This is a genomic window from Pseudomonas laurylsulfativorans (genome assembly GCF_002906155.1).
GTDB lineage: Bacteria > Pseudomonadota > Gammaproteobacteria > Pseudomonadales > Pseudomonadaceae > Aquipseudomonas > Aquipseudomonas laurylsulfativorans.
In genome coordinates this window covers 266,150-288,863 of sequence record NZ_MUJK01000003.1, presented here as the reverse complement: position 1 = coordinate 288,863, position 22,714 = coordinate 266,150, and the positions used below count along the sequence as shown (strand labels likewise).

The following is a 22,714-nucleotide window of genomic DNA, read 5'->3' as shown; positions in this document are numbered from 1 at the left end:
TCCTACAGGGATCTGCGTTGATCTCAGATCCCGGTGCCAGCCTCCACCATTCAGCGTTGTTCGATTGGTACGAACTTGCGCTGTTCAACGCCGGTGTATTCGGCGCTTGGACGGATGATGCGGTTGTTGGCGCGTTGTTCGTACACGTGTGCAGCCCAGCCGGTCAGGCGCGAGCAGACGAAAATCGGTGTGAACAACTTGGTCGGAATGCCCATGAAGTGGTACGCAGAGGCATGGTAGAAGTCGGCGTTCGGGAACAGTTTCTTCTGCTCCCACATGGTCTTGTCGATGGCTTCGGACACCGGGAACAACACCTTGTCACCCACTTCGTCAGCGAGCTTTTTCGACCAGCCCTTGATCACCTCGTTGCGCGGATCGTTGTCCTTATAGATCGCGTGGCCGAAGCCCATGATCTTGTCCTTGCGCTCGAGCATGCCGAGGGTGCCCTTGATCGCGTCTTCCGGCGACGAGAAACGCTCGATCATTTCCATCGCCGCTTCGTTGGCGCCGCCGTGCAGCGGGCCGCGCAGCGAGCCGATGGCCGCAGTGATGCACGAGTACAGGTCGGACAGGGTCGAGGCGCAAACACGGGCGGTAAAGGTCGAGGCGTTGAACTCGTGCTCCGCGTAGAGGATCAGCGAAACGTTCATCACCTTGACGTGCAGCTCGCTCGGCTTCTTGCCGTGCAGCAGGTGCAGGAAGTGGCCACCGATGGACTGCTCGTCGCTCACGCACTCGATGCGCTTGCCTTCGTGGCTGAAGCGATACCAGTAGGTCATGATCGCCGGGAATGCGGCCAGCAGACGGTCGGTCTTGTCGTGCTGCTCGGAGAAGTTGTTTTCAGGCTCCAGGTTGCCCAGGAACGAGCAGCCAGTGCGCATCACGTCCATCGGGTGGGCGTCGGCGGGGATGCGTTCCAGTACTTCTTTCAGCGCTTGCGGCAGGTCACGCAGCTTGCTCAGCTTGGTGATATAGGCGCTCAGTTGCGCCTTGCTCGGCAGTTCGCCGTACAGCAGCAGATAGGCGACTTCTTCGAACTGTGCGTCAGCCGCCAGTTCACGAACGTCATAACCACGATAGGTCAGACCGGCACCCGACTGGCCCACGGTGGACAGTGCGGTTTGCCCGGCTACCTGGCCACGGAGCCCGGCGCCACTGAGTACTTTTGCTTCGGCCATTTTTTGTCTCCAGCATTCTTGAATTTATTAGGGAAACCTCCTCCTGTAGGAGCGAGCTTGCTCGCGATGGTGGACGCTACACCGCGGGATAACAGGTTTCCCGCGTTATCGTTGACGTCCATCGCGAGCAAGCTCGCTCCTACAGGTACAGGGTTAGGTTCAGCCTTTCTTTTGGGCAAACAACGCATCGAGCTTCTGCTCGAAGGTGTGGTAGTCGATGCGATCGTAAAGCTCCATGCGAGTTTGCATGGTGTCGATGACGTTCTGTTGCGTGCCATCGCGACGGATTGCGGTGTAGACGTTTTCCGCGGCCTTGTTCATGGCGCGGAACGCCGACAGCGGGTACAGCACCAGGGATACATCCGCTCCAGCAAGCTGCTCGGTGGTGTACAGCGGGGTCGCGCCGAATTCGGTGATGTTGGCCAGGATCGGCGCTTTCACGCGGCTGGCGAACAGTTTGTACATTTCAAGTTCAGTGATGGCTTCCGGGAACACCATGTCGGCGCCGGCCTCGATGCACGCGGCGGCGCGATCCAGGGCAGACTCCAGGCCTTCCACCGCCAGGGCGTCGGTACGGGCCATGATCACGAAGCTGTCATCGGTACGCGCATCGACGGCGGCCTTGATGCGGTCGACCATTTCCTGCTGGGTCACGATTTCCTTGTTAGGGCGGTGACCGCAACGCTTGGCGCCGACCTGGTCTTCGATGTGAATCGCCGCCGCACCGAACTTGATCATCGACTTGACGGTGCGAGCGACGTTGAACGCCGAAGAACCGAAACCGGTGTCCACGTCCACCAGCAGCGGCAGGTCGCAAACGTCGGTGATACGGCGCACGTCAGTCAGCACGTCATCCAGACCGGTGATGCCCAGGTCAGGCACGCCCAGGGAGCCGGCAGCCACCCCACCACCCGACAGGTAGATCGCCTTGAAACCGGCGCGCTTGGCCAGCAGCGCATGATTGGCGTTGATCGCGCCGACCACTTGCAATGGATGCTCGCTGGCGACCGCATCGCGGAAACGCTGGCCTGGAGTGCTCTTGTTCAAACTCATGACTCACCTCGTTTGGCTGTCGGGTTAGCGCCGTCCTGGTAATGACGGGCGATGTTGCGTTTGGAGGCGCCGATGTGACGACGCATCAACAACTCGGCCAGTTCACCGTCACGGTCGGCGATGGCATCGAGAATTCGGTGGTGCTCGGCAAACGCCTGGTGCGGGCGATTGGGCGTGGTGGAAAACTGGATGCGGTACATGCGCACCAGTTGATACAGCTCGCCACAGAGCATTTGGGTCAGCGTGCGGTTGCCACTGCCCTGGATGATTCGGTAGTGGAAGTCGAAATCGCCTTCCTGCTGGTAGTAGCCCCGACCGGCCTGAAACGCCTCATCGCGCTCGTGGGTTTCCAGGACCCGACGCAGCTCGTCGATTTCTTCGAGGCTCATGCGCTCGGCGGCCAGGCGACAGGCCATCCCTTCGAGAGATTCGCGGATTTCGTATAGCTCGATCAATTCGGCGTGATTGAGCGACACCACCCGTGCGCCGACATGCGGCACGCGAACCAGCAGGCGCTGGCCTTCCAGACGGTGGATGGCTTCGCGCAACGGGCCTCGGCTGATGCCATAGGTGCGCGCCAGTTCCGGTTCGGAGATTTTGCTGCCCGGGGCGATATCGCCTTTGACGATAGCCGCCTGAATGCGGCGGAAGACGTTCTCGGAAAGCGTCTCCGTATCGTCTTGCGTAGAAACCGGGGGATCGAGTTGATCCAGCATATTGTCGACACCTTGTAAGCTAGTGCCGTAAAAACTAACGAATACAGGTGTTGCAGTCAAAGGATAAATAGATATTGTCGACAATCTTCTGATAACTGGTTGCACCATAACGAAGCAACCCGTCTATTTATAGCCACCGGCCAGCGCTGGCGCCATCAAACCACCGTGCTAGAATGCCGCCCGCATTTGTTTGTCACATCTGCACTGTCTGTCATAAAACCCTGATAGGCATACGAGGGAGCTTGCGCAGCGATGCCAGGGCCTTGAATCAAGTCGGACCGCTGCGCACCAGGATTTATGAGACTCAAGCCCTTCCCTACCATTCTTTATTTCTTATGTTTGCCCGGCTTCGCAATGGCCGGGGAAAAGACCGTGTATGGCCTGAATGAGTACGCATCGCTCAATGGCATCGATCTGGAAGTGGCGGCCAAGCTCGACACCGGGGCGAAAACCGCTTCCCTGAGTGCACGGGATATCAAACGCTTCAAACGCAACGGCGAGTCGTGGGTGCGCTTTTACCTGGCCATCGACGCCGCCCACTCGCACCCGATCGAACGCCCGCTGGCCCGTGTCAGCAAGATCAAGCGCCGGGCCGGCGACTACGACCCGGAAGAAGGCAAGAAGTACACCGCCCGCCCGGTGATCGAACTGGACATCTGCATGGGCTCGGCCCTGCGCAGCATCGAAGTGAACCTGACCGATCGCAGCGCATTCCAATACCCGCTACTGATTGGCTCCGAAGCGCTCAAACGCTTCGATGCACTGGTCGACCCCAGCCTTAAATATGCTGCCGGCAAACCCGCCTGCACCACCGACGCTCATACCGCCGAGTAATTCAAATGCGCTCTCTTACCCTTCATCTGAAACTGCTGATCGCCATCCTGGTGGTGCTGGGCATTTCAGTTACGGCCTATCAGATCTTCGTGCTGGGCATCCCGGTGACCGAAGACGCCACTGACGACCTGTGGAACATCGACGCCAAGGTCGAGTTCGTCGCCAGCGCCAAGGACCCGGTCAAGATCCAGATGTTCGTGCCGCCGCTGAGCCGCGACTTCGTCAGCCTCAACGAAAGCTTCATCTCCAATAACTACGGCGTGGCCGTGAACCGGGTCGACGGCAACCGCAAGGTCACCTGGTCGGCACGCCGGGCCAAAGGCAATCAGACGCTGTATTACCGCCTGGTACTGACCAAGCGTTACTCCGGTGAGAAAGCCAAGATCAAAGGCCCGACCTTCCGTGACAGCGTCGCCATCGAGGGCCCGGAAAAAATCGCCGCCGAAGCGCTGCTCGCCCCTATTCGCCAGCACTCGGCCGACGTCGAAACCTTCGTCGGCGAAGCGATCAAGCGCGTCAGCAACGTCAACGACGACAACGTGAAACTGTTGCTGGCCGGTGATCCGTCCACCGCGCACAAGGCGAAAATCGTAGAGCTGCTGCTGTCCATCGCCCACGTGCCGATCGAGAAGGTCCACACCATCCGCCTGGTGGCCGACCAGCCACAAACACCGGAACTCTGGTTGCGCAGCTTCAACGGCACCGACTGGCTGTACTTCAACCCTGAAACCGGCGAACAAGGCCTGCCGACCGACCGCCTGCTGTGGTGGACCGGCGACGAAAACCTGATCACCGTCGATGGCGGCAAGAAAGCCAACGTGACCTTCAGCCTGAACAACAGCGAAATGAACGCCATTCGCCTGGCCAAGCTGACCGACGAAAACACCGATGCCAACTTCCTCGAGTACTCGTTGTACGGTCTGCCGCTGCAAACCCAGCAGACCTTCATGATCATGGTGATGATCCCGATCGGCGTTCTGGTGATCCTGATCCTGCGCAACCTGGTCGGCATCCAGACACTGGGTACCTTCACTCCGGTGCTGATCGCCCTGGCCTTCCGCGAAACCCAGCTCGGCTTCGGCATCGTGCTGTTTACCATCATCACGGCGCTGGGGCTGTCGCTACGCTCCTACCTCGAACACCTGAAGCTGCAAATGCTGCCGAGGCTGTCGGTGGTACTGACGTTCGTGGTGGTGCTGATTGCGGCGATCAGCCTGTTCAGCCACAAACTCGGCCTGGAGCGCGGCTTGTCGGTGGCGCTGTTCCCGATGGTGATCCTGACCATGACTATCGAACGCCTGTCGATCACCTGGGAAGAACGTGGCGGCGGCCATGCCATGAAAGTGGCCATCGGCACGCTGTTCGCCGCGTCCCTGGCGCACCTGATCATGACCGTTCCGGAACTGGTGTACTTCGTGTTCACTTTCCCGGCAATCCTGCTGATCCTGGTGGGCTTCATGCTGGCCATGGGTCGTTATCGCGGGTATCGCCTGACCGAACTGGTGCGTTTCAAGGCTTTCCTGAAGAAGGCTGACGCCTGATGTTCGGCTTGTGGAAGACCTGGAAGGCCCTGGAAGCCCGGGGCATCATGGGGATCAATCGGCGCAACGCAGACTACGTGCTCAAGTACAACAAACGCAGCCTGTACCCGATCGTCGATGACAAGATCATCACCAAGGAGCGCGCCATCGCCGCCGGCATCCATGTGCCCGAGCTGTATGGCGTGATTTCCACCGAGAAGGAAATCGACAATCTCGAGGCGATCATCGGTGGACGCAACGATTTCGTGATCAAACCGGCCCAGGGCGCCGGTGGCGACGGCATCCTGGTGATTGCCGACCGCTTCGAGGGACGGTACCGCACGGTGTCCGGCAAGATCATCAGCCACGAAGAAATCGAACACCAGGTTTCCAGCATCCTGACCGGCCTGTACTCCCTGGGCGGTCACCGCGATCGGGCGCTGATTGAGTACCGCGTGATTCCGGACCAGATTTTCAAGAGCATCAGTTACGAAGGCGTGCCGGATATTCGCATCATTGTGTTGATGGGCTACCCGGTCATGGCCATGTTGCGCCTGCCGACGCGCCAGTCCAACGGCAAGGCCAACCTGCACCAGGGCGCCATCGGTGTCGGTGTGGACCTGGCCACCGGCCTGACCCTGCGCGGCACCTGGCTGAACAACATCATCAACAAACACCCGGACACCACCAACGCGGTGGATGGCGTGCAACTGCCCTACTGGGACGGTTTCATGAAACTCGCCGCGGGCTGTTATGAGTTGTGCGGGTTGGGCTATATCGGTGTCGACATGGTCCTGGACCAGGAAAAAGGCCCGCTGATTCTGGAGCTCAACGCCCGTCCGGGCTTGAACATTCAGATTGCCAACGATTGCGGGCTGACGCTGCGAACCCATGCCGTCGAGGCTCGCCTGGAAGAACTGAAGGCTCGCGGCGTGACCGAAACCGTCGAGGAACGCATAGCGTTTGTACAGGAGATGTTTGGGCATATTCCTGCGGTTGAGGGTTGATCCCTTGTGGCGAGGGGGCTTGCCCCCGTTGGGTTGCGAAGCAACCCCAAAAACCATCCGACTCAAGAGTATCAGGCAGACCGTGCCAGCCGATTTCACGACTGCTGCGCAGCCGAACAGGGGCAACCCCCCTCGCCACAGGTTTCATACAGCCGCTGCAAACTTAGCTCTTTCCGACATCCCTCTAGGACCAAATCCTACAGAGGACTACAATCGCCACCCCGCCTCGATGGCTGATCTCCCCCGCCCATGTTGACCTGTTCCGTACACCCGCTGCCCTATCGCGCCAACCCCGCCCAATACTTCGCGGCGATTCGCCACGCCCCCGGTGCCGTGCTGCTCGACAGCGGTCGCCCTAGTGCCGACCGGGGCCGCTATGACCTGCTCAGCGCCTGGCCGCTGGAACAACTGACGGTATCGCCCGACGAAAGCGGCGATGATTTCCTGCAACGCCTGCGCGATAACCTGACACGCCTGGGCGAAGCCTCTCTGCCAGCACCTTATGAGTTGCCGTTTGCCGGCGGGCTGATCGGCTACCTGAGTTACGATTTCGGCCGACATCTGGAGCGCCTACCGAGCCAGGCCCGAGATGACCTGCAACTGCCTGACGCGCGTTTCGGCCTGTACGGCTGGGCATTGATCAGCGACCACCTTTCGCTGACCAGCCAGTTGGTGTTCCATCCGACACTGCCTGCCAGCGAACGTCAGCGCCTGATCGACCTGTTCAGCCAACCGACACTTGAAGCGGTCGCGCCCTTCAAACTGCTCACCCCGATGACTGCCGATTTGAGCGCAGGCGAGTATCAGCAGGCCATCGAGCGCATCCAGCAGTACATTCAGGCCGGTGACTGCTATCAGGTCAACTTCGCCCAACGGTTTCGCGCGGCCTGCCAGGGTGATTCGTGGGCCGCTTACTGCGCATTGCGCGCAGCGTGCCCGACGCCTTTTTCCGGCTTCCAGAGCTTGCCTGACGGCAACGCTGTCCTCAGCCTGTCGCCGGAACGCTTCGTCAAAGTCAGCCAGGGCCATGTGGAAACCCGCCCGATCAAGGGCACTCGACCTCGTGGACTGACGCCTGAGCAAGACGCCGCGAACGCCGCCGAACTGCTGGCCAGCCCCAAGGACCGCGCGGAAAACCTGATGATCGTCGATCTGCTGCGCAATGACCTCGGCCGGACCTGCCGCACAGGTTCAGTTCGGGTGCCGGAATTGTTCAGCCTGGAAAGCTATCCAAACGTGCATCACCTGGTGAGCAGCGTCACCGGCGAACTGGCGGATGACCGCGATGCCCTGGACCTGATTGCCGGCAGTTTCCCCGGCGGCTCGATTACCGGCGCGCCAAAGATTCGGGCGATGCAGATCATCGACGAACTGGAGCCGACCCGACGCGGGCTGTATTGCGGTTCTTTGCTGTACCTGGACGTGCGCGGCGAGATGGACAGCTCGATCGCGATTCGCAGCTTACTGGTCAAGGATGGCCAGGTCTGTTGCTGGGGCGGCGGCGGGATTGTCGCGGATTCCGAATGGCAGGCCGAGTATCAGGAGTCGATCACCAAGGTGAAGGTGCTGCTCGATACGCTGCAAAACCTGTAACGCAGGACTTTGTGGCGAGGGGGCTTGCCCCCGCTGGGTCGCGAAGCGACCCCAATACCTAAGACCGCGCATCCCCAGATAGAACACGTGTACCGGTTTGCGACTGCTGCGCAGCCGAACGGGGGCAAGCCCCCTCGCCACAGGGGATCGAGTTACAGGCTCAAGGTCCGGTTCGAAGCCTTGATGAACGCCTGCTTCAACGCCTCAAACGTGTGCACCGCCGGGAACTGCGGGAACTCTGCAATCACGTTATCCGGCGCATGGAACAGAATCCCGGCATCGGCCTCACCCAGCATCGTGGTGTCGTTGTAGGAATCCCCCGCCGCGATCACCCGGTAGTAGAGGCTCTTGAAGGCCAGGACCGACTGACGTTTTGGATCTTTCTGACGCAGCTGGTAGCCAGTGACTCGCCCGCTGTCGTCGGTAATCAGGCGATGGCAGAGCAAGGTCGGGAATCCCAGTTGGCGCATCAGCGGCTGGGAGAACTCATAGAAAGTGTCCGACAGGATCACCACCTGGAAGCGCTCGCGCAGCCAGTCGACGAACTCGATCGCACCGTCCAGCGGCTTGAGCGTAGCGATCACTTCCTGGATGTCGGAGAGCTTCAGGCCGTGCTCGTCGAGAATCCGCAGGCGCTGCTTCATCAGTACGTCGTAGTCGGGAATGTCCCGGGTGGTGGCCCTGAGGGATTCGATCCCGGTTTTTTCGGCAAAGGCGATCCAGATTTCCGGGACCAGCACACCTTCAAGATCCAGACAGGCAATTTCCACAAGACACTCCCATTTGTATTGATTATTGAGTCGAGCGAGCAAAAAGACTGCCGAACTCTAGCGACTCGGGCCTGCCTGCGCAACGCAGAGGATGCCCCGGCCCATGCAGCTTTTTGTTACCATCGGCCCCATATAGAGCGCCCAGCGCCACCGACCTGTAGGAAGCCGCCCTGATGAGCCCAACGTTCGACGTCGTGGAACTCGCCACGACCTATGCCAACAAATCCGCCCAGGACATCCTGAAACTCGCGTTTGCCGAGTTCGGCGATGACCTGTGGATATCTTTCAGCGGCGCCGAGGACGTGGTGCTGGTGGACATGGCCTGGAAGCTGAACAAGAACGTCAAGGTGTTCAGCCTCGACACCGGCCGCCTGCACCCCGAGACCTACCGTTTTATCGATCAGGTGCGCGAGCACTACAAGATCGACATCGAGTTGGTGTCGCCGGACTACACCAAACTCGAACCCTTCGTGAAGGAAAAAGGCCTGTTCAGCTTCTACAAGGACGGCCATGGCGAATGCTGCGGCATCCGCAAGATCGAGCCTCTGCGTCGCAAGCTGTCCGGCGTAAAGGCCTGGGCCACCGGCCAGCGCCGGGACCAGAGCCCCGGCACCCGCAGCGCCGTCGCGGTGATGGAAATCGACACCGCGTTCTCCACACCGGAACGCACCCTGTACAAGTTCAACCCGCTGGCACAAATGACCAGCGAAGAGATCTGGGGCTACATCCGCATGCTGGAGCTGCCGTACAACAGCCTGCATGAACGCGGCTTCATCAGCATCGGCTGCGAACCCTGCACCCGCCCGGTACTGCCGAACCAGCATGAGCGTGAAGGCCGCTGGTGGTGGGAAGAAGCGACGCAGAAGGAATGCGGGCTGCATGCAGGGAATATCATCAGCAAATCCAAAGCCTAAGCCCACTGTAGGAGCGAGCCTGGTCGCGATGAACCCGAGAACGCAGCGGGGTATCTGGCACCCCGCGTTATCGTTGACGACCATCGCGAGCAGGCTCGCTCCTACAGTGTTATCTGCAACTTCAAAAAATGTGTACACACAAATGTCACCATCGGTGCCATTTCTGTGTGCACTTGTTGTTTCTACGCCCCCAAAAGTTACATCCCCGCGCCTGACTTGCCCCGCCACACCCTTCTAAATCCCCGCCTTAAAATAAATACCTGTTCAATCGGTCAATTTATATTTTCGATTTTTCAGTTACTTGGCGAAAAGTCATAACAAAACGAAATGAGCAGCGCATTTCATAGAACGTCCGACTGGCATGGATCTGGCTTAAGTGCATACATGTTTTGTATACAATTATATCAAAACATACACACACTTTAGATCCGCAAGCCTGAAGCGCCCTATCCCGTACAGGCTGCAGATGCCCCGTAACCAATGATATTCGCCGCCCGCGACGAAGATTTGTCGAGCCAACGCTCATGCACAGTCATCGCGATGTCGAGCATCAGGAGCCTGCCGGAATGCGTACTAGTCTCTCCAATAACAATATCGCGCTGGATCTACCCTCCTCCCATTCCACCCACACCGCCGATAATCAGGCGCATCACGCCCCCGTGGTACTCAGTCCCAGGTTGCACAACAAGGACCTGGCACCGACCAAGTCCGAAGGTCGGCGCTGGGGCCGCTACAGCATCTTTGCCCTGTGGACCAACGACGTTCACAACATTGCCAACTACTCGTTCGCCATCGGTCTGTACGCTTTAGGCCTGGGTGGCTGGCAGATCCTCCTGTCCCTGGGGATCGGCGCAGCGCTGGTTTATTTCTTCATGAACCTGTCTGGCTATATGGGACAGAAAACCGGGGTGCCGTTTCCGGTCATCAGCCGGATCAGTTTCGGCATTCACGGTGCGCAGATTCCCGCATTGATACGCGCCGTGATCGCCATCGCCTGGTTCGGTATTCAGACGTACCTAGCCTCGGTGGTGTTTCGCGTGTTGTTGACGGCGGTCCACCCCGGGTTCGCCGACTACGACCACGACTCAATCCTCGGCCTGTCGACCCTGGGCTGGGTGTGTTTCGTCGCGATCTGGTTCGTGCAACTGGCGATCCTTGCCTATGGCATGGAGATGGTACGGCGCTATGAGGCGTTTGCCGGCCCGGTGATTCTGCTGACCGTCGCCGCCCTCGCCGCGTGGATGTACTTCCAGGCCAACGCAACCATCGCCTGGTCGATCCGCGAACCGCTGACCGGTGGTGAGATGTGGCGCAACATCTTTGCCGGTGGCGCACTGTGGCTGGCGATCTACGGGACGTTGATCCTCAACTTCTGCGACTTCGCCCGATCTTCGCCGTGCCGCAAGACCATCAAGGTCGGAAATTTCTGGGGCCTGCCGGTGAACATCCTGGTGTTCGCCAGCATTACCGTCCTGCTGTGCGGCGCGCAATTCCAGATCAATGGCCGGATTATCGAAAGCCCGACCGAAATCATCGCCTCTATACCCAATACGTTCTTCCTGGTGCTCGGTTGCCTGGCGTTCCTGATCGTCACCGTGGCGGTGAACATCATGGCCAACTTCGTCGCCCCGGCGTTCGTACTCAGCAACCTGGCGCCGAAGTACCTGACTTTCCGCCGCGCCGGGCTGATCAGCGCGACCATCGCCGTGCTGATCCTGCCGTGGAACCTCTACAACAGCCCGCTGGTGATCGTGTACTTCCTGTCCGGCCTCGGTGCCCTGCTCGGCCCGTTGTACGGCGTGATCATGGTCGACTACTGGCTGGTACGAAAAGGCCAGATCAACGTGCCGCAGCTGTACAGCGAAGACCCCAACGGCGCGTATTACTACAGCCGCGGCGTCAATTTGCGCGCGGTGGCGGCGTTCATTCCCGCCGCCCTGATCGCCATCGTCCTGGCCCTGGTGCCGGGGTTCCACAGCGTATCGCCGTTCTCCTGGCTGATTGGTGCCAGCATCGCCGGGATGCTCTACCTGATCATCGCCAAACGCCAACCCTACTACGCCGATGTCAGTGGCGAAGCCATCGCGGTCGACAACGTCAGTCATTAATCCCGTCGCGGCCCGACGTTGTCGGGCCGCAGAACCCTCTGCAGTAAGGACTCTCCATGCGCATTCTCGTGGTCAACGTCAACACCACCGAATCCATCACCCAGGCCATCGCCCGCTCGGCGCAGGCCGTCGCTTCGCCTGGCACGGAAATCGTCGGCCTCACCCCGCATTTTGGCGCCGACTCCATCGAGGGCAATTTCGAAAGTTACCTGGCGGCGATCGCGGTCATGGACCGGGTGATGTCCTACGATCAGCCTTTCGACGCGGTGATCCAGGCCGGCTACGGCGAGCACGGCCGTGAAGGCTTGCAGGAGCTGCTCAACGTGCCGGTGGTGGACATCACCGACGCCGCCGCCAGCACGGCAATGTTTCTCGGTCACGCCTATTCCGTGGTCACCACCCTCGACCGCACCGTGCCGTTGATTGAGGATCGCCTCAAGCTCTCCGGCCTCTGGGATCGCTGCGCCTCAGTACGGGCCAGTGGTTTGGCCGTGCTGGAACTGGAACACGAACCGCAGCGTGCACTGGAAGCCATCGTGCATCAGGCCGAACTGGCGGTGACTCAGGACAAGGCCGAAGTGATTTGCCTGGGCTGTGGCGGCATGGCCGGGCTGGACGAGCAGATTCGCCGACGTACTGGCGTGCCGGTGGTGGATGGCGTGACGGCGGCAGTGACCATTGCCGAGTCCTTGGTGCGACTGGGCCTGTCGACCTCGAAAGTGCGGACCTATGCGACGCCGCGGCCGAAAAACATCATTGGCTGGCCGGCGCGGTTTGCCCGGTAGACCGCGTTATCGTTCATCGCGGGCAAGCCACACCTCGGTCTAGAGCCTGCCTCAAACCGCACTGAACCTCTGCCCCAACCCCCGCTCGGCAAACTGCTCAATGATGAAGTCGACGAACGCCCGGGTCTTGCCGGGCAGCAGTTTGTGTTCGGCGTAATAGATAGAGGTGTAGCCGTCGTCGATGTACCAGTCCGGCAATACCCGCTGCAACCTTCCTGTTTCCAGATAGCCCGCAGCAAACGGCATGCTCACCAGCGCAATGCCCAGTCCCTGCGCGGCCGTGGCACAGGCGGCCTCGGAATCGCTCATGGTCATCCGCGCCTTGAGCGTCAGCGGGCTATGTTGCTGATTGCGATGGGTCAACTGCCAGGAGCGCACCCGACCGGTCTGCGGCGAACGGATCAGAATCCCGTCATGGTGCTTAAGGTCATCCGGCTCGCTGATTGCCGCATGTGTATCCAGATAGTTCCTCGTAGCCACCAACACCCGATGCGCGGGACTCAGCCGGCGCGCCACCACGCCCTGGGGCAGTTCAAAGCCACCACCGATTGCCGCATCGAAACCCTGCCCGATGAGATCAACCTGGCGGTTGTCGAAGTGCCAATCCGGGTTGATCGCCGGAAATCGCCGCAGAAACTCGCCGAGCATCGGCACAATGTACAGGCAGCCAAATACCGTCCCCATGCTGACTTTCAAGGTGCCCGCTGGCTGCCCACCGGCGCTGGCAAGATTGGCCACGGCATTCTGGATCGTGTGCAGACTGCCGCTGACTTCACCGAGAAACAACTGGCCGGCCTCCGTCAGCGTCAGGCTGCGAGTGCTGCGCTGGAACAGTCTGACGCCCAGGCGCGCTTCGAGTTTGGCGACGCTCTTGCCCACCGCCGCCGGTGTCAGGCTCAAGCGCCGAGCGGCTTCAGCGAAGCTGCCGACCTCGGCGCTGCGCACAAAGCATTCGATACTGCTGAAGGTTTCCATAGGCGCCACTATAAACTTTTGGTTTACACAGACTATCGTAATTATGGTCTACACAGCACGTAATCCTGAATCGATACTAGGCTCCATCAACCGGGACATCTCGCCTCGGGACTTGGAGATCGACATGACTACTCAGAACCTCAGCGGCAAAGTGGCATTGATTCAAGGTGGTTCCCGCGGTATCGGTGCAGCCATCGTCAAGCGCCTGGCCGCTGAAGGCGCGACCGTTGCCTTCACTTATGTCAGTTCGACGGCCAAGGCTGAAGAATTGCAAGACAGCATCACCGCCAAGGGCGGCAAGGCCCTGGCCATCAAGGCCGACAGCGCCGACGCCGACGCCATCCGCGGCGCCGTATCCGCCACGGTCGAGGCCTTCGGTCGCCTGGACATCCTGGTCAACAATGCTGGCGTACTGGCCGTCGCACCGCTGGCCGAGTTCAAACTCGAAGACTTCGACCAGACCCTGGCCATCAACGTGCGCAGCGTGTTCATCGCCACCCAGGCCGCCGCCAAATACATGACCGAAGGCGGTCGCATCATCAACATCGGCAGCACCAACGCCGACCGCATGCCCTTCGCCGGTGGTGGCCCGTACGCCATGAGCAAGTCGGCACTGGTCGGCCTGACCAAAGGCCTGGCCCGTGATCTCGGCCCGCAAGGCATCACCATCAACAACGTGCAGCCAGGTCCGGTCGACACCGACATGAACCCGGCCCACGGTGACTTTGCGGACAGCCTGATCCCGTTGATGGCCGTGGGCCGTTACGGCAAGGCTGAAGAGATCGCCAGCTTCGTTGCCTACCTTGTCAGCCCTGAAGCCGGCTACATCACAGGGGCCAGCCTGACCATCGACGGTGGTTTTGGCGCCTGATGCGTGTCAGCCAATTGCAATAACTGTGGGAGTAGGCTCGCTCCCACATTTTCCAGTATCAACCAGTCTTTTAAGCTAGGCCTATTCCAGCGCCGGCAAACCAAAAGCGCCCGGTTCGAACGCCTTCAACGTACGAAGAATGCCATCAGCGTGTGCGTACCTGGCGTCGGCCATGGCCGCATCCGGAATGGCAATCGCCGTCATCCCCGCCGCTTTCGCCGCGGTGACCCCAAAGGGCGAATCCTCGAATACAAGGCAATCCTCGGGCGCGACGCCCAGGCGCCGCGCCGCCGTCAGGAAAATATCCGGTGCCGGTTTGGCCGCGCCCACCTCCGGATCATCGGCGGTGACGATGAAGTCGAACAAGGCGAACCAGTCGCGGTGCAAGGTGGTTTTCTGGCCAAACGACTGACTCGAAGAGCTGGTGCCGACGGCAATGGGAATGTTGTTGGCCTTCAGATGCCGTACCAGTTCCTGTGCGCCAGGCATTGCTTTCGCGGTAGGAAAGCGCTCGCGCATCAGCGGCTCGCGGATCACCAGAAACTCCTCGGCGGTAATCGGCAGGTCCAGCGCTTCAACCACATAGCACGCCAGATCACCCGCACCGCGGCCAATGATGTTCTGCTTGATACTCCAGTCAAACGTTCGGCCGTAACGCGCGGCGATGATGGACGTGACTTCGGTGTAGATGCCCTCCGTGTCCAGCAACAAGCCGTCCATATCGAAAATCACGGCCTTGATCGGGCCGAATGCTGTCAGGGGTGCATTCATCGCATCTGATCCGTTTTCTGAGGCATCCCGGGCGGTGCAGGTGAAGCCCGCTCCCGAATGGATTAAAGGATTCAGCAGCATAACGAGCGCCGCGGGCCTGGAGCAACGATGAAATCCCGATCCGCGCTGAATGGCTCTGCACGATCTAGCGAATCGCCCTACACCAAATACGAACTTTCCTGACTTCTTTCCTTGTAGATCCTCCGCACAGTTCGTCGCCGAAAGCGACCCTCGGCACCCCGCAGAAGCTGACCAGCTATAGCTGCGCCATCATCGTCTGGTCGGCCAAATACAACGCCCACGGCAACGGCGAACGACTCGAACAACCACTACGGCTTCAGGGGCAATACTTCGACGCCGAGCGCGGCCTGCACAACAGCCGACATTGCTACTACGATCCGGACATTGGTCGTTACCTGACGCCAAATCCGCTCAGGTTGGCCACTGGGTTGACCCCGTACCAGTACACCCGGAACCCGACGGGGTGGGTGAATCCATGGGGGTTGAGCGGGAGTTTCCCGCCGGCAAAAGAACCGGGATGCTCGGTGACGGACCGGGAGAGCGTGGCAAAGGTTGATGAAGGCGAGCCTGATGCGTCCTCTCCAAAACCTCGAAACAAATACTTGTATCGCGGAGAATCACGGGGGTCCCGGGAAGTCTCCGGAACCGGATATGACCCTATCGGCTCGACGCCTTGAAGAAGTGATCGGGACTCGCGGCTCCTCACTATCGTGGCGAAATAGCCGGCTCATCCGAGCCTTCGCCGCCGGCATCGTCTCGATCTTCTGGGTCTGCCTCAATATTGTCGTCGCTCGGAACTTGCTCCACGCCGGCATCATCATCGTCCGGCGGTCGTTGGTCACGGCTCAAGGAGTCAGTAGGTGATGGCAGCGGATACTCCGGTGTTTCATCCACGTCGAAGACTTTCGGATCAGTGTTCATTTCGCACCTCTCGAGCGACCTGAAGTGCAGGCCACAGAATATCGAGGACTGGGCGATGGACGCGTTCGATCAAGTAGACAACCGGTCAATGCTGCAACACGGTTCGATCAGTCTTCGTCCTCTTCCTCATCTTCAAACTCGATATTGCCCACATCGCCCGCATCATCAGCATCGTTAAGCGGCACCGTCGCATCATCCATCAGCGACCCCGGGTCTTCATTGCCGGGATCGTTGATAAACGGCAGTCCGCCCGGGCCTTTTTCGTCCTTGCCTTCGGTTTTCGGAGTCATGGTATGCCTCGCTTAACTAGTGATTCTTATTGTGGTGCTTTTTCGAATGTTTATGACCGCCACCGGAATGGGAATGGCCGCTGTCACTCCCCAGGTTATTGCCGACCGCGCCGCCCGCCGCACCGCCAAGACCTGCGCCGATGGCCGATCCGGTCGAACCGCCAAGACTGTTGCCGACCACCGAACCACCCGCCGCGCCCAAACCACCGCCTATCGCTGCCTCAGTGCGACTGCGCTTGGGCGCGGCAATCGCACCGCCGGCCGCTCCGCCGACGCCAGCACCAATCGCGGCACCCGTGCTGCCGCCCACCTGGCCGCCGACAACGTTGCCCAGCACCCCGCCAAGACCACCGCCCACCGCGGCATCTCCGTTACCGCCCGCCAGCGCCGCCTGAGAGACCAGCAATCCAAAAACAATCGCAGGCAACATTAAGCGTCGAGCACTCTGGCTTGCGTTTTTTTTGCTGTTGGTTTCCTGGTTCATGGCACGCCTCACATTCTTCAATGGGTACGGAAGATTTGAGCCGCTGCGGCGTAAAACGTTCAGATACGAAAAAGCCCGGCATCAAGCCGGGCTCTTTTCAAATCAGGATCAGGATCAGTGACGCTTGTGACCTTTGGCCAGGTTGCTGCCCACGCCGCCGCCCAATGCACCGCCCAGGCCTGCACCGATGGTGGCACCGGACTTGCCACCAAGGCTGTTACCGATCACCGAACCACCGGCTGCACCGACACCGCCACCGATAGCAGCGCTGGTGCGATGACCTTTTTTGGCGGCAACGGCGCTGCCCGCCGCGCCAGCCACGCCCGCACCAATCGCTGCGCCAGTGCTGCCGCCCATTTTCTGGCCGACCACGTTACCCAATGCGCCGCCCAGGCCACCGCCCAGCGCGGCAGTGCCATCACCAGCCATTGCACCTTGAGCAACCAGAAGCCCCAGAACCAGAGCAGGCAGTGTTAAACGCATGACAAAAACCTCAAAAAATAGGGGTACACAAAAAAGGGGCGAGATTGAATGCTTTTGCGCGGACAACTTCGCGATTGGCGACGGTTGGACAGCTTTTATGGAAAAGGTTTTATCGCGGACAAAAAAAAGCCCGCTGGGGAAACGGGCCAGGTGTTGCTTTCTAACGGATGAGTCGAGACTACCGAGGGTATTGTGAAAAGTTTGTGAAAGATCAACACCTTAAAAAACTTGTCATCAAACCCTTTCAGACATGAAAAAACCCGTTCAATGACGGGGTTTACTACGTTCGCTTACTTCCTGACCGGTGCTGTCACCTTGGGTAAAAATTTGCCCTTCAGTACCCGGCACGCCCTGGTCTTGATCTTGTCGACCTCGGTCTGGTCCTCGCCGAAACTGGCCACATACTGGGTCTGGCCACACCGCACGGAATTGTTGATCGGAAACTCTGCGCCATCGTCCTCGATATACGGATCAGCCATCTCTTCACCCCTTTTCAAAAAAGCGATATCGACACCGGCAAGCCCTTTGCCTGAAAGAATATCGATCGCCAAGGCGATTGAGACTAGCCGGTCACTAATGGACCTGTCGTTCAGATCTCTCCTGGACCGACGAATGGCTTCTCACCTTTCACCTCAACTTGACCGCAGTCCCGGTCACAAACACCACGACCATCCCGCCTTTGCCGGCTGGCATGCTTATCTCATAATCAAGCCCGATCACTGCATCCGCTGCAAGCGCCCGTGCCCGCTCCTTGATCTCATCGGTGGCCTGAATCCGTGCTTCCTTCAACGCTCGCTCCAGTGTCTGGGAGCGCCCACCGAAGAAATCGCGCATCCCTGCAAACACGTCGCGAACAACGTTGATCCCCTGCACGGACTCGGCGCTGACGATGTCCAGGTAGGCGGTAATTTGCCGGCCTTCGATGGAGTGGGTTGTCGTTGTGATCATTGCTGTTTATTCCTGTTCAGATATTCAGCCAGCGCATCAAACGCCGGCAAAGTGACGGGATCATTGGCCGAGTTGCTGGCCACCGGATGGGATGCGTAGCGGACGATGACCATTTCGGCCTTCGGGTCGACATAGATGCGCTGCCCATGGACCCCACGCGCCATAAACGCCCCGCCCTCCTTGTCCGTCACCCACCACATCGAGCGGTAACTCCAGCCTTTGAGCAAGGTGTACCCCGCCTTGGCGAACGCCTGTTTATCAGCGCCGCCACGGATATCGTCGATCACTGCCTCAGGTACGATCTGCTGACCACTGAACCGACCGCCGTTACGCAACATCTCGCCAAACCGCGCCAGATCCCGCAACCCCGTGTTCAGGCCACCACCGGCGAATGGCGTGCCGATGGAATCCACGGTGAAATAAGCGTCCTGTTCGGCGCCCAATCGGCTCCAGATTTTCTCCGACAGCAGTTGCGCAACATTGCGACCGGTGGCGCGGGCGATGACCCAGCCCAACACGTCGGTGTTGACGGTTTTGTAGGCAAACGCTTGACCGTGCTCACCTTGCGGTTGCACCGTCTGCAGAAACTCGTAGTAACTGCGAGGGCCTTCATAATCCTTGGGTTTGGGCAACGGGCTGCCTGCCCTGGCATGGGCCCAGACCTCGGCATCCGGGTCCGCGTAGTCCTCGCTGTACTTGAGGCCCGTGGTCATATCGAGCACCTGCCGTACCGTGGCGCCTCCAAACGCAGAATCAGTCAGCTCCGGTACATATTCGGCAACGCGCTTGCCAGCATCGAGATGCCCCTGCGCCACCAACATGGCGCCCAGCGTGCCTACCACAGACTTGGTCACCGACATCGCGGCATGCTGGCCGTCCGGTTTCAACACGCCGAAGTAGCGCTCGTAGACAACTTTTCCGCGATGCAAGACCACAATGCCATCGGTGTAGGTCGCCGCGAGGGATTGCTCCCAGGTCATCGGCGCCTTGGCGCCGAGCGGGACGAAACTGATCCCGTCGATATCTTTGCGCAGCGCTATCTCCAGTGGGACCGGAGCACCCAGGCCACGAGAAACGTTGATCGTCGGCATCAACTGCCGAAAGTTCGAAACACTCCAGCGCATTGCCGGAAACTGGAAATAGCTGCCGTCTTCAAAACGCACGGTGCGATCAGCGGGGGGTGGAGAGCCGACCATCCAGCCTAGCCTGGCCGGGTCACTGGCTTGAGCATCAGGAAAGTTTGCGGGTGCGTAAGCGAGAGCCAGTGAGGACATGGCAACAAGCGGTACAGCCATGATGAGCCTGGCTGCGCCGCGAAAGCTGATGCGAGGATGGAGCATGAGGTCGATTCCATTCGAGGAGATAGAGCAGTCTAACAGCCGGATCGGCTTGGTCACCGCTTCCCCGGAAACGCCCCTTGCTTGCCCTACCCGCACCAATGCCAGAGCTCAACTTTTCCACTGCTATGCTAATAAGATGTGTTTCCTGCACTGGAGACGAGCAGCATGGCAGTAGAAAGCAAGCGTTCTCCATTCATTTTCAAAGCCATGGCCTGCCTGGCTGGAGGCCTCCTTGTTACTTGGGCTGCCACAAAAGTGCTCGACACTTACTTCGACCTGACGTTACTGACAGATACCAAGGACTGGCTGCTACGTGCGTGGAGCTGGCTTCTGTCAGAAACCCCCATGCCGAACTGGTCGCTGCTGATGATGATCGCGATTTTAACCTGCACTCTGTTTGTAGCGATTTACTTCTACCGCACCACTGACGGAACTAACACCGAGTTACATGAGATAGAGCGAAAAATTTACAAAAACAACAACCCTCAGTTTCCGCAGTTGACAGATAACCAAACGCTGCTGATGGAGGCCTTGGCCTATCACGCAAACTTCAGAAAAATTGCAAATCTAGACTCAATTTGCAAACTTGTCTCACTCAGCAAGCTGGAAGTTGAAGACGGCCTGAAGCAACTCCAGGTTAAAGGTCTTGTGAAGCAGAAAGTGACACGAGGTACGTTCGGCGCCACCACTTTTGAACTTACCCTGGCAGGTAAGGACTATGCGTTAGAGCGCCTTGAGCTAACGTAATGAAGACACACGGGACGTGGCCTGGAGGCACTTTTTTGAGTGACATGATTCACCGTCTCACAAGATCAAGTAGACCCAAGTGCGTGATGTCTACAGGCGCGAAAGGACTAACCGGAGTGATCGCAAGTATTTGCGATCGAAACGAAGAAAACGGGGCGGCGAAGGGATTAGATGGGAGTGACGAAAGGCGGGATGCGCTGAGCGGTACAGTCGGAAAATAAAAAGCCCCGCAACTCGTTGAGCTGCGGGGCTTTTCAGAATGTGGCGGTGAAGGAGAGATTCGAACTCTCGATACAGTTTCCTGTATACACACTTTCCAGGCGTGCTCCTTAAGCCACTCGGACACTTCACCGTATCTCTTCAAACATGTTCTGTCTGTCGAGGCGCGCTAATGTAGTCGAAAGCTTTTCCGATGGCAAACATTTTTTTCAGAATTTTCATGCGGTTAACGCGATTCAGCGTTTGCGGTCGTTCCGGGCCATGGCAAACCGGCCAATCTCCGGCTTCGTGCCCTCTTCTATATAGAGAGCAATGCGCGGCAGGCGTGGCGGGTTACGCCTGGCGGGCGGGCAAAGGGTGACTGGCGGGTCAGTCACGGCGCTTTACCTGGCCTACGGCGGTGGGTAACGTCTGCCCAACTTTATTGAAAGGAATAGCGTCATGAGTGAGTTGATCTCCTACCATCTCGAAGACGGTATCGCGACCCTGACCTTGAGCAATGGCAAGGTCAATGCCATCTCCCCGGACGTGATTGCCGCGTTCAACACTGCGCTGGATCAGGCCGTAGCCGATCGTGCAGTGGTGATCATTACTGGCCAGCCGGGCATTCTCTCCGGCGGTTATGACCTGAAGGTGATGACATCTGGCCCTAAAGAAGCGGTGGCGCTGGTGACTTCCGGCTCGACCTTGGCACGTCGTCTGCTGTCGCACCCCTTCCCGGTGATTGTGGCGTGTCCGGGACATGCGGTGGCCAAGGGTGCGTTCCTGCTGTTGTCGGCCGACTATCGCATCGGCGTAGACGGCGCGTTCAGCATTGGCCTTAACGAAGTGCAGATCGGCATGACCATGCACCACGCGGGCATCGAGATCGCACGTGATCGCCTGAACAAAGTGGCGCTGCAGCGTTCGGTGGTCAACGGCGAGATGTTCAATCCACAAGGCGCCGTAGCTGCCGGTTTCCTTGATGTCGTGGTGTCGGCCGAGGAACTGCAAGGCGCAGCGCTGGCGGCAGCTCGTCAGTTGAAGAAGATCAACATGACCGCACACAAGAACACCAAATTGAAAGTGCGCAAAGCGCTGCTGGAGGCCCTGGACAACGCGATCATCCAGGACCAGGAACATCTGGGCTAAGCCCGGATCTGCTGCAACGAAAAGTCCGACCGTCGTGTCGGGCTTTTTCATACACCTCTGTGTTAAACATCTGTAACCGCTCTAAACAGCATCTGACCGATTAGTCGGAAACATCAGCACAAACATCGGCTATCTCCCACTTCCCTGGCGGCAATTGCCGAAAACAGTGCACATCCGTACACTGCGCCACCTTTTGTCCCGGTGGGGCCTGTAAATGCTGTTTTTGTTCCGTATGTCATTGATGGGTCTGCACTTTATCGTCGCGGGTGTGCTGGGGGTGATTCTCGGCCTGTGCCGGCCATTCAACCCGGACAACAGCCGTCTGTGCGCACGCCTGTACGCATGGCCGGCCATGTGTATTTTGCGTTTACGGGTGAAGGCCGAAGTCGGTCCCTTGATGGATAAACCTGACAGCTGCGTGATCATCGCCAATCACCAGTCCAACTACGACCTGTTTGTGTTTGGCAACGTGGTGCCCCGTCGTACCGTGTGCATCGGCAAAAAAAGCCTGAAGTGGGTGCCGCTGTTCGGGCAGTTATTCTGGCTGGCCGGCAATGTGCTGATCGACCGCGGCAATGCGCGCAAGGCTCGCGAATCGATGTTGACCACCACTCACACCCTGCAAAACAAGGACACCTCGATCTGGGTCTTCCCGGAAGGCACGCGCAACCTGGGTGAAGACTTGCTGCCGTTCAAGAAAGGCGCCTTCCAGATGGCCATTGCCGCCGGGGTGCCGATCGTGCCGGTGTGTGTCAGCAGTTACGTCAAACACATGCGATTGAACCGCTGGCGCAGCGGGAAAATTCTGATTCGTTCGTTGCCGGCGATTCCTACCGCCGGATTGACTCTGGACGACATGCCCATGCTGATTGCCCAGTGCCGCGAGCAGATGCGTGAATGCATCGACTCGATGGACCGGCAACTGCAAGCCGCCTGAACTGGAAACCCGCCCGATGCGGGTTTTCTTTTGCCTGCGAGACTTTACCGGCGAACTCGGCAGATTTAACTGACTCTCAAACACTTGCGAGGCTAAGC

24 protein-coding genes, 1 tRNA gene and 1 pseudogene are annotated in these 22,714 nt (G+C 59.1%); 12 read left to right on the top strand and 14 right to left on the bottom strand.

Annotated features, from left to right (window positions below):
- Window positions 1–50: 50 nt before the first annotated feature.
- From prpC to B0D71_RS11725, 3 genes are all read right to left on the bottom strand, one after another.
- Window positions 51–1,178, bottom strand: a complete 1,128-nt coding sequence (prpC, locus tag B0D71_RS11740; RefSeq protein WP_103394910.1) for a bifunctional 2-methylcitrate synthase/citrate synthase — start codon at window positions 1,176–1,178, stop codon at window positions 51–53.
- Window positions 1,179–1,337: 159 nt separating this feature from the next.
- Window positions 1,338–2,231, bottom strand: coding sequence for a methylisocitrate lyase (gene prpB, locus B0D71_RS11730; protein WP_103394908.1), 894 nt, complete (start codon window positions 2,229–2,231; stop codon window positions 1,338–1,340).
- Window positions 2,228–2,947, bottom strand: a complete 720-nt coding sequence (locus B0D71_RS11725; protein ID WP_008048579.1) for a GntR family transcriptional regulator — start codon at window positions 2,945–2,947, stop codon at window positions 2,228–2,230. Before B0D71_RS11725 ends, prpB begins: the two co-directional genes overlap by 4 nt.
- 297 nt (window positions 2,948–3,244) lie before the next feature.
- Between B0D71_RS11725 and rloA the strand changes: the two genes are divergently transcribed.
- From rloA to pabB, 4 genes are all read left to right on the top strand, one after another.
- Window positions 3,245–3,781 (top strand): retropepsin-like aspartic peptidase RloA, encoded by a 537-nt coding sequence (gene rloA / locus B0D71_RS11720; RefSeq protein WP_103394907.1) that lies wholly within the window; start codon window positions 3,245–3,247, stop codon window positions 3,779–3,781.
- A 5-nt stretch (window positions 3,782–3,786) separates the two neighbouring features.
- Window positions 3,787–5,322, top strand: coding sequence for an osmotic stress tolerance membrane protein RloB (gene rloB, locus B0D71_RS11715; protein WP_103394906.1), 1,536 nt, complete (start codon window positions 3,787–3,789; stop codon window positions 5,320–5,322).
- The gene (locus B0D71_RS11710) at window positions 5,322–6,308 is read left to right on the top strand and encodes an alpha-L-glutamate ligase-like protein (RefSeq protein ID WP_103394905.1); all 987 of its coding nucleotides are present in this window, start codon (window positions 5,322–5,324) and stop codon (window positions 6,306–6,308) included. Before rloB ends, B0D71_RS11710 begins: the two co-directional genes overlap by 1 nt.
- A gap of 249 nt (window positions 6,309–6,557) precedes the next feature.
- Window positions 6,558–7,901: an aminodeoxychorismate synthase component I gene (gene pabB / locus B0D71_RS11700; protein WP_103394903.1), complete on the top strand. Its 1,344-nt coding sequence runs from the start codon at window positions 6,558–6,560 to the stop codon at window positions 7,899–7,901.
- Window positions 7,902–8,053: 152 nt separating this feature from the next.
- Here pabB and thrH read toward each other — a convergent pair whose 3' ends face one another.
- Window positions 8,054–8,671 carry a bifunctional phosphoserine phosphatase/homoserine phosphotransferase ThrH gene (thrH, locus tag B0D71_RS11690; protein ID WP_103394901.1) on the bottom strand — a complete coding sequence of 206 codons (618 nt, stop codon included), beginning with the start codon at window positions 8,669–8,671 and terminating at the stop codon, window positions 8,054–8,056.
- Between the two features lie 173 nt (window positions 8,672–8,844).
- Here thrH and B0D71_RS11685 point away from each other — a divergent pair, with 173 nt between their 5' ends.
- From B0D71_RS11685 to B0D71_RS11675, 3 genes are all read left to right on the top strand, one after another.
- Complete coding sequence (locus B0D71_RS11685) at window positions 8,845–9,585, top strand: phosphoadenylyl-sulfate reductase (RefSeq protein WP_007971943.1); 741 nt, start codon at window positions 8,845–8,847, stop codon at window positions 9,583–9,585.
- 566 nt (window positions 9,586–10,151) lie between these two features.
- The gene (locus tag B0D71_RS11680; protein WP_103394900.1) at window positions 10,152–11,693 is read left to right on the top strand and encodes an NCS1 family nucleobase:cation symporter-1; all 1,542 of its coding nucleotides are present in this window, start codon (window positions 10,152–10,154) and stop codon (window positions 11,691–11,693) included.
- A gap of 56 nt (window positions 11,694–11,749) precedes the next feature.
- Window positions 11,750–12,478 (top strand): aspartate/glutamate racemase family protein, encoded by a 729-nt coding sequence (locus B0D71_RS11675; RefSeq protein ID WP_008017624.1) that lies wholly within the window; start codon window positions 11,750–11,752, stop codon window positions 12,476–12,478.
- Between the two features lie 51 nt (window positions 12,479–12,529).
- Here the strand turns inward: B0D71_RS11675 and B0D71_RS11670 are convergent, their stop codons facing one another.
- Window positions 12,530–13,453, bottom strand: a complete 924-nt coding sequence (locus tag B0D71_RS11670) for a LysR family transcriptional regulator (protein ID WP_103394899.1) — start codon at window positions 13,451–13,453, stop codon at window positions 12,530–12,532.
- 124 nt (window positions 13,454–13,577) lie between these two features.
- Here B0D71_RS11670 and B0D71_RS11665 point away from each other — a divergent pair, with 124 nt between their 5' ends.
- Entirely contained in the window at window positions 13,578–14,324 is a 747-nt protein-coding gene (locus B0D71_RS11665) for a 3-oxoacyl-ACP reductase family protein (RefSeq protein WP_103394898.1), read from the top strand.
- Between the two features lie 81 nt (window positions 14,325–14,405).
- Here the strand turns inward: B0D71_RS11665 and B0D71_RS11660 are convergent, their stop codons facing one another.
- Window positions 14,406–15,095 carry an HAD-IA family hydrolase gene (locus B0D71_RS11660; protein WP_103394897.1) on the bottom strand — a complete coding sequence of 230 codons (690 nt, stop codon included), beginning with the start codon at window positions 15,093–15,095 and terminating at the stop codon, window positions 14,406–14,408.
- Window positions 15,096–15,325: 230 nt separating this feature from the next.
- Between B0D71_RS11660 and B0D71_RS11655 the strand changes: the two are divergent.
- A pseudogene (locus B0D71_RS11655) lies at window positions 15,326–15,793 on the top strand (RHS repeat-associated core domain-containing protein); the annotation flags it as partial.
- Between the two features lie 28 nt (window positions 15,794–15,821).
- On the opposite strand, the gene B0D71_RS11650 reads toward B0D71_RS11655, so the two are convergent.
- The 7 genes from B0D71_RS11650 to B0D71_RS11620 all read right to left on the bottom strand — a co-directional run bounded on the left by B0D71_RS11650 (window position 15,822) and on the right by B0D71_RS11620 (window position 19,537).
- Complete coding sequence (locus B0D71_RS11650) at window positions 15,822–16,037, bottom strand: hypothetical protein (RefSeq protein WP_103394895.1); 216 nt, start codon at window positions 16,035–16,037, stop codon at window positions 15,822–15,824.
- A gap of 107 nt (window positions 16,038–16,144) precedes the next feature.
- Window positions 16,145–16,327, bottom strand: coding sequence for a hypothetical protein (locus B0D71_RS11645; RefSeq protein WP_103394894.1), 183 nt, complete (start codon window positions 16,325–16,327; stop codon window positions 16,145–16,147).
- 16 nt (window positions 16,328–16,343) lie between these two features.
- Window positions 16,344–16,811, bottom strand: coding sequence for a glycine zipper domain-containing protein (locus B0D71_RS11640; RefSeq protein WP_103394893.1), 468 nt, complete (start codon window positions 16,809–16,811; stop codon window positions 16,344–16,346).
- Between the two features lie 114 nt (window positions 16,812–16,925).
- Window positions 16,926–17,294 carry a bacteriocin gene (locus B0D71_RS11635; protein WP_103394892.1) on the bottom strand — a complete coding sequence of 123 codons (369 nt, stop codon included), beginning with the start codon at window positions 17,292–17,294 and terminating at the stop codon, window positions 16,926–16,928.
- Between the two features lie 290 nt (window positions 17,295–17,584).
- Window positions 17,585–17,773 (bottom strand): hypothetical protein, encoded by a 189-nt coding sequence (locus B0D71_RS11630; protein WP_032829518.1) that lies wholly within the window; start codon window positions 17,771–17,773, stop codon window positions 17,585–17,587.
- Between the two features lie 148 nt (window positions 17,774–17,921).
- Entirely contained in the window at window positions 17,922–18,242 is a 321-nt protein-coding gene (locus B0D71_RS11625; RefSeq protein WP_103394891.1) for a YbjQ family protein, read from the bottom strand.
- On the bottom strand, window positions 18,239–19,537 hold the full coding sequence (locus tag B0D71_RS11620; RefSeq protein WP_240635700.1) for a serine hydrolase domain-containing protein: 1,299 nt from the start codon (window positions 19,535–19,537) through the stop codon (window positions 18,239–18,241). Before B0D71_RS11620 ends, B0D71_RS11625 begins: the two co-directional genes overlap by 4 nt.
- 210 nt (window positions 19,538–19,747) lie before the next feature.
- Between B0D71_RS11620 and B0D71_RS11615 the strand changes: the two genes are divergently transcribed.
- A complete protein-coding gene (locus B0D71_RS11615) occupies window positions 19,748–20,329 on the top strand; it encodes a hypothetical protein (RefSeq protein WP_103394889.1) in 582 nt (193 codons plus the stop codon).
- A 262-nt stretch (window positions 20,330–20,591) separates the two neighbouring features.
- On the opposite strand, the gene B0D71_RS11610 is transcribed toward B0D71_RS11615, so the two are convergent.
- Window positions 20,592–20,681, bottom strand: a tRNA-Ser gene (locus tag B0D71_RS11610).
- A 308-nt stretch (window positions 20,682–20,989) separates the two neighbouring features.
- Here B0D71_RS11610 and B0D71_RS11605 point away from each other — a divergent pair.
- Window positions 20,990–21,679, top strand: coding sequence for a crotonase/enoyl-CoA hydratase family protein (locus B0D71_RS11605; RefSeq protein WP_103394888.1), 690 nt, complete (start codon window positions 20,990–20,992; stop codon window positions 21,677–21,679).
- Window positions 21,680–21,893: 214 nt separating this feature from the next.
- Window positions 21,894–22,616, top strand: a complete 723-nt coding sequence (locus tag B0D71_RS11600; RefSeq protein ID WP_103394887.1) for a lysophospholipid acyltransferase family protein — start codon at window positions 21,894–21,896, stop codon at window positions 22,614–22,616.
- The last annotated feature ends 98 nt before the right edge of the window (window positions 22,617–22,714 follow it).

Excerpts from the sequence above, each read along its gene's own strand:
- prpC (WP_103394910.1), bottom strand. The coding sequence starts at position 1,178 with ATGGCCGAAGCAAAAGTACTCAGTGGCGCCGGGCTCCGTGGCCAGGTA.
- prpB (WP_103394908.1), bottom strand. The coding sequence starts at position 2,231 with ATGAGTTTGAACAAGAGCACTCCAGGCCAGCGTTTCCGCGATGCGGTC.
- B0D71_RS11725 (WP_008048579.1), bottom strand. The coding sequence starts at position 2,947 with ATGCTGGATCAACTCGATCCCCCGGTTTCTACGCAAGACGATACGGAG.
- rloA (WP_103394907.1), top strand. The coding sequence starts at position 3,245 with ATGAGACTCAAGCCCTTCCCTACCATTCTTTATTTCTTATGTTTGCCC.
- rloB (WP_103394906.1), top strand. The coding sequence starts at position 3,787 with ATGCGCTCTCTTACCCTTCATCTGAAACTGCTGATCGCCATCCTGGTG.
- B0D71_RS11710 (WP_103394905.1), top strand. The coding sequence starts at position 5,322 with ATGTTCGGCTTGTGGAAGACCTGGAAGGCCCTGGAAGCCCGGGGCATC.
- pabB (WP_103394903.1), top strand. The coding sequence starts at position 6,558 with ATGTTGACCTGTTCCGTACACCCGCTGCCCTATCGCGCCAACCCCGCC.
- B0D71_RS11685 (WP_007971943.1), top strand. The coding sequence starts at position 8,845 with ATGAGCCCAACGTTCGACGTCGTGGAACTCGCCACGACCTATGCCAAC.
- B0D71_RS11680 (WP_103394900.1), top strand. The coding sequence starts at position 10,152 with ATGCGTACTAGTCTCTCCAATAACAATATCGCGCTGGATCTACCCTCC.
- B0D71_RS11675 (WP_008017624.1), top strand. The coding sequence starts at position 11,750 with ATGCGCATTCTCGTGGTCAACGTCAACACCACCGAATCCATCACCCAG.
- B0D71_RS11670 (WP_103394899.1), bottom strand. The coding sequence starts at position 13,453 with ATGGAAACCTTCAGCAGTATCGAATGCTTTGTGCGCAGCGCCGAGGTC.
- B0D71_RS11665 (WP_103394898.1), top strand. The coding sequence starts at position 13,578 with ATGACTACTCAGAACCTCAGCGGCAAAGTGGCATTGATTCAAGGTGGT.
- B0D71_RS11660 (WP_103394897.1), bottom strand. The coding sequence starts at position 15,095 with ATGAATGCACCCCTGACAGCATTCGGCCCGATCAAGGCCGTGATTTTC.
- B0D71_RS11650 (WP_103394895.1), bottom strand. The coding sequence starts at position 16,037 with ATGAACACTGATCCGAAAGTCTTCGACGTGGATGAAACACCGGAGTAT.
- B0D71_RS11645 (WP_103394894.1), bottom strand. The coding sequence starts at position 16,327 with ATGACTCCGAAAACCGAAGGCAAGGACGAAAAAGGCCCGGGCGGACTG.
- B0D71_RS11640 (WP_103394893.1), bottom strand. The coding sequence starts at position 16,811 with ATGAACCAGGAAACCAACAGCAAAAAAAACGCAAGCCAGAGTGCTCGA.
- B0D71_RS11635 (WP_103394892.1), bottom strand. The coding sequence starts at position 17,294 with ATGCGTTTAACACTGCCTGCTCTGGTTCTGGGGCTTCTGGTTGCTCAA.
- B0D71_RS11630 (WP_032829518.1), bottom strand. The coding sequence starts at position 17,773 with ATGGCTGATCCGTATATCGAGGACGATGGCGCAGAGTTTCCGATCAAC.
- B0D71_RS11625 (WP_103394891.1), bottom strand. The coding sequence starts at position 18,242 with ATGATCACAACGACAACCCACTCCATCGAAGGCCGGCAAATTACCGCC.
- B0D71_RS11620 (WP_240635700.1), bottom strand. The coding sequence starts at position 19,537 with ATGGCTGTACCGCTTGTTGCCATGTCCTCACTGGCTCTCGCTTACGCA.
- B0D71_RS11615 (WP_103394889.1), top strand. The coding sequence starts at position 19,748 with ATGGCAGTAGAAAGCAAGCGTTCTCCATTCATTTTCAAAGCCATGGCC.
- B0D71_RS11605 (WP_103394888.1), top strand. The coding sequence starts at position 20,990 with ATGAGTGAGTTGATCTCCTACCATCTCGAAGACGGTATCGCGACCCTG.
- B0D71_RS11600 (WP_103394887.1), top strand. The coding sequence starts at position 21,894 with ATGCTGTTTTTGTTCCGTATGTCATTGATGGGTCTGCACTTTATCGTC.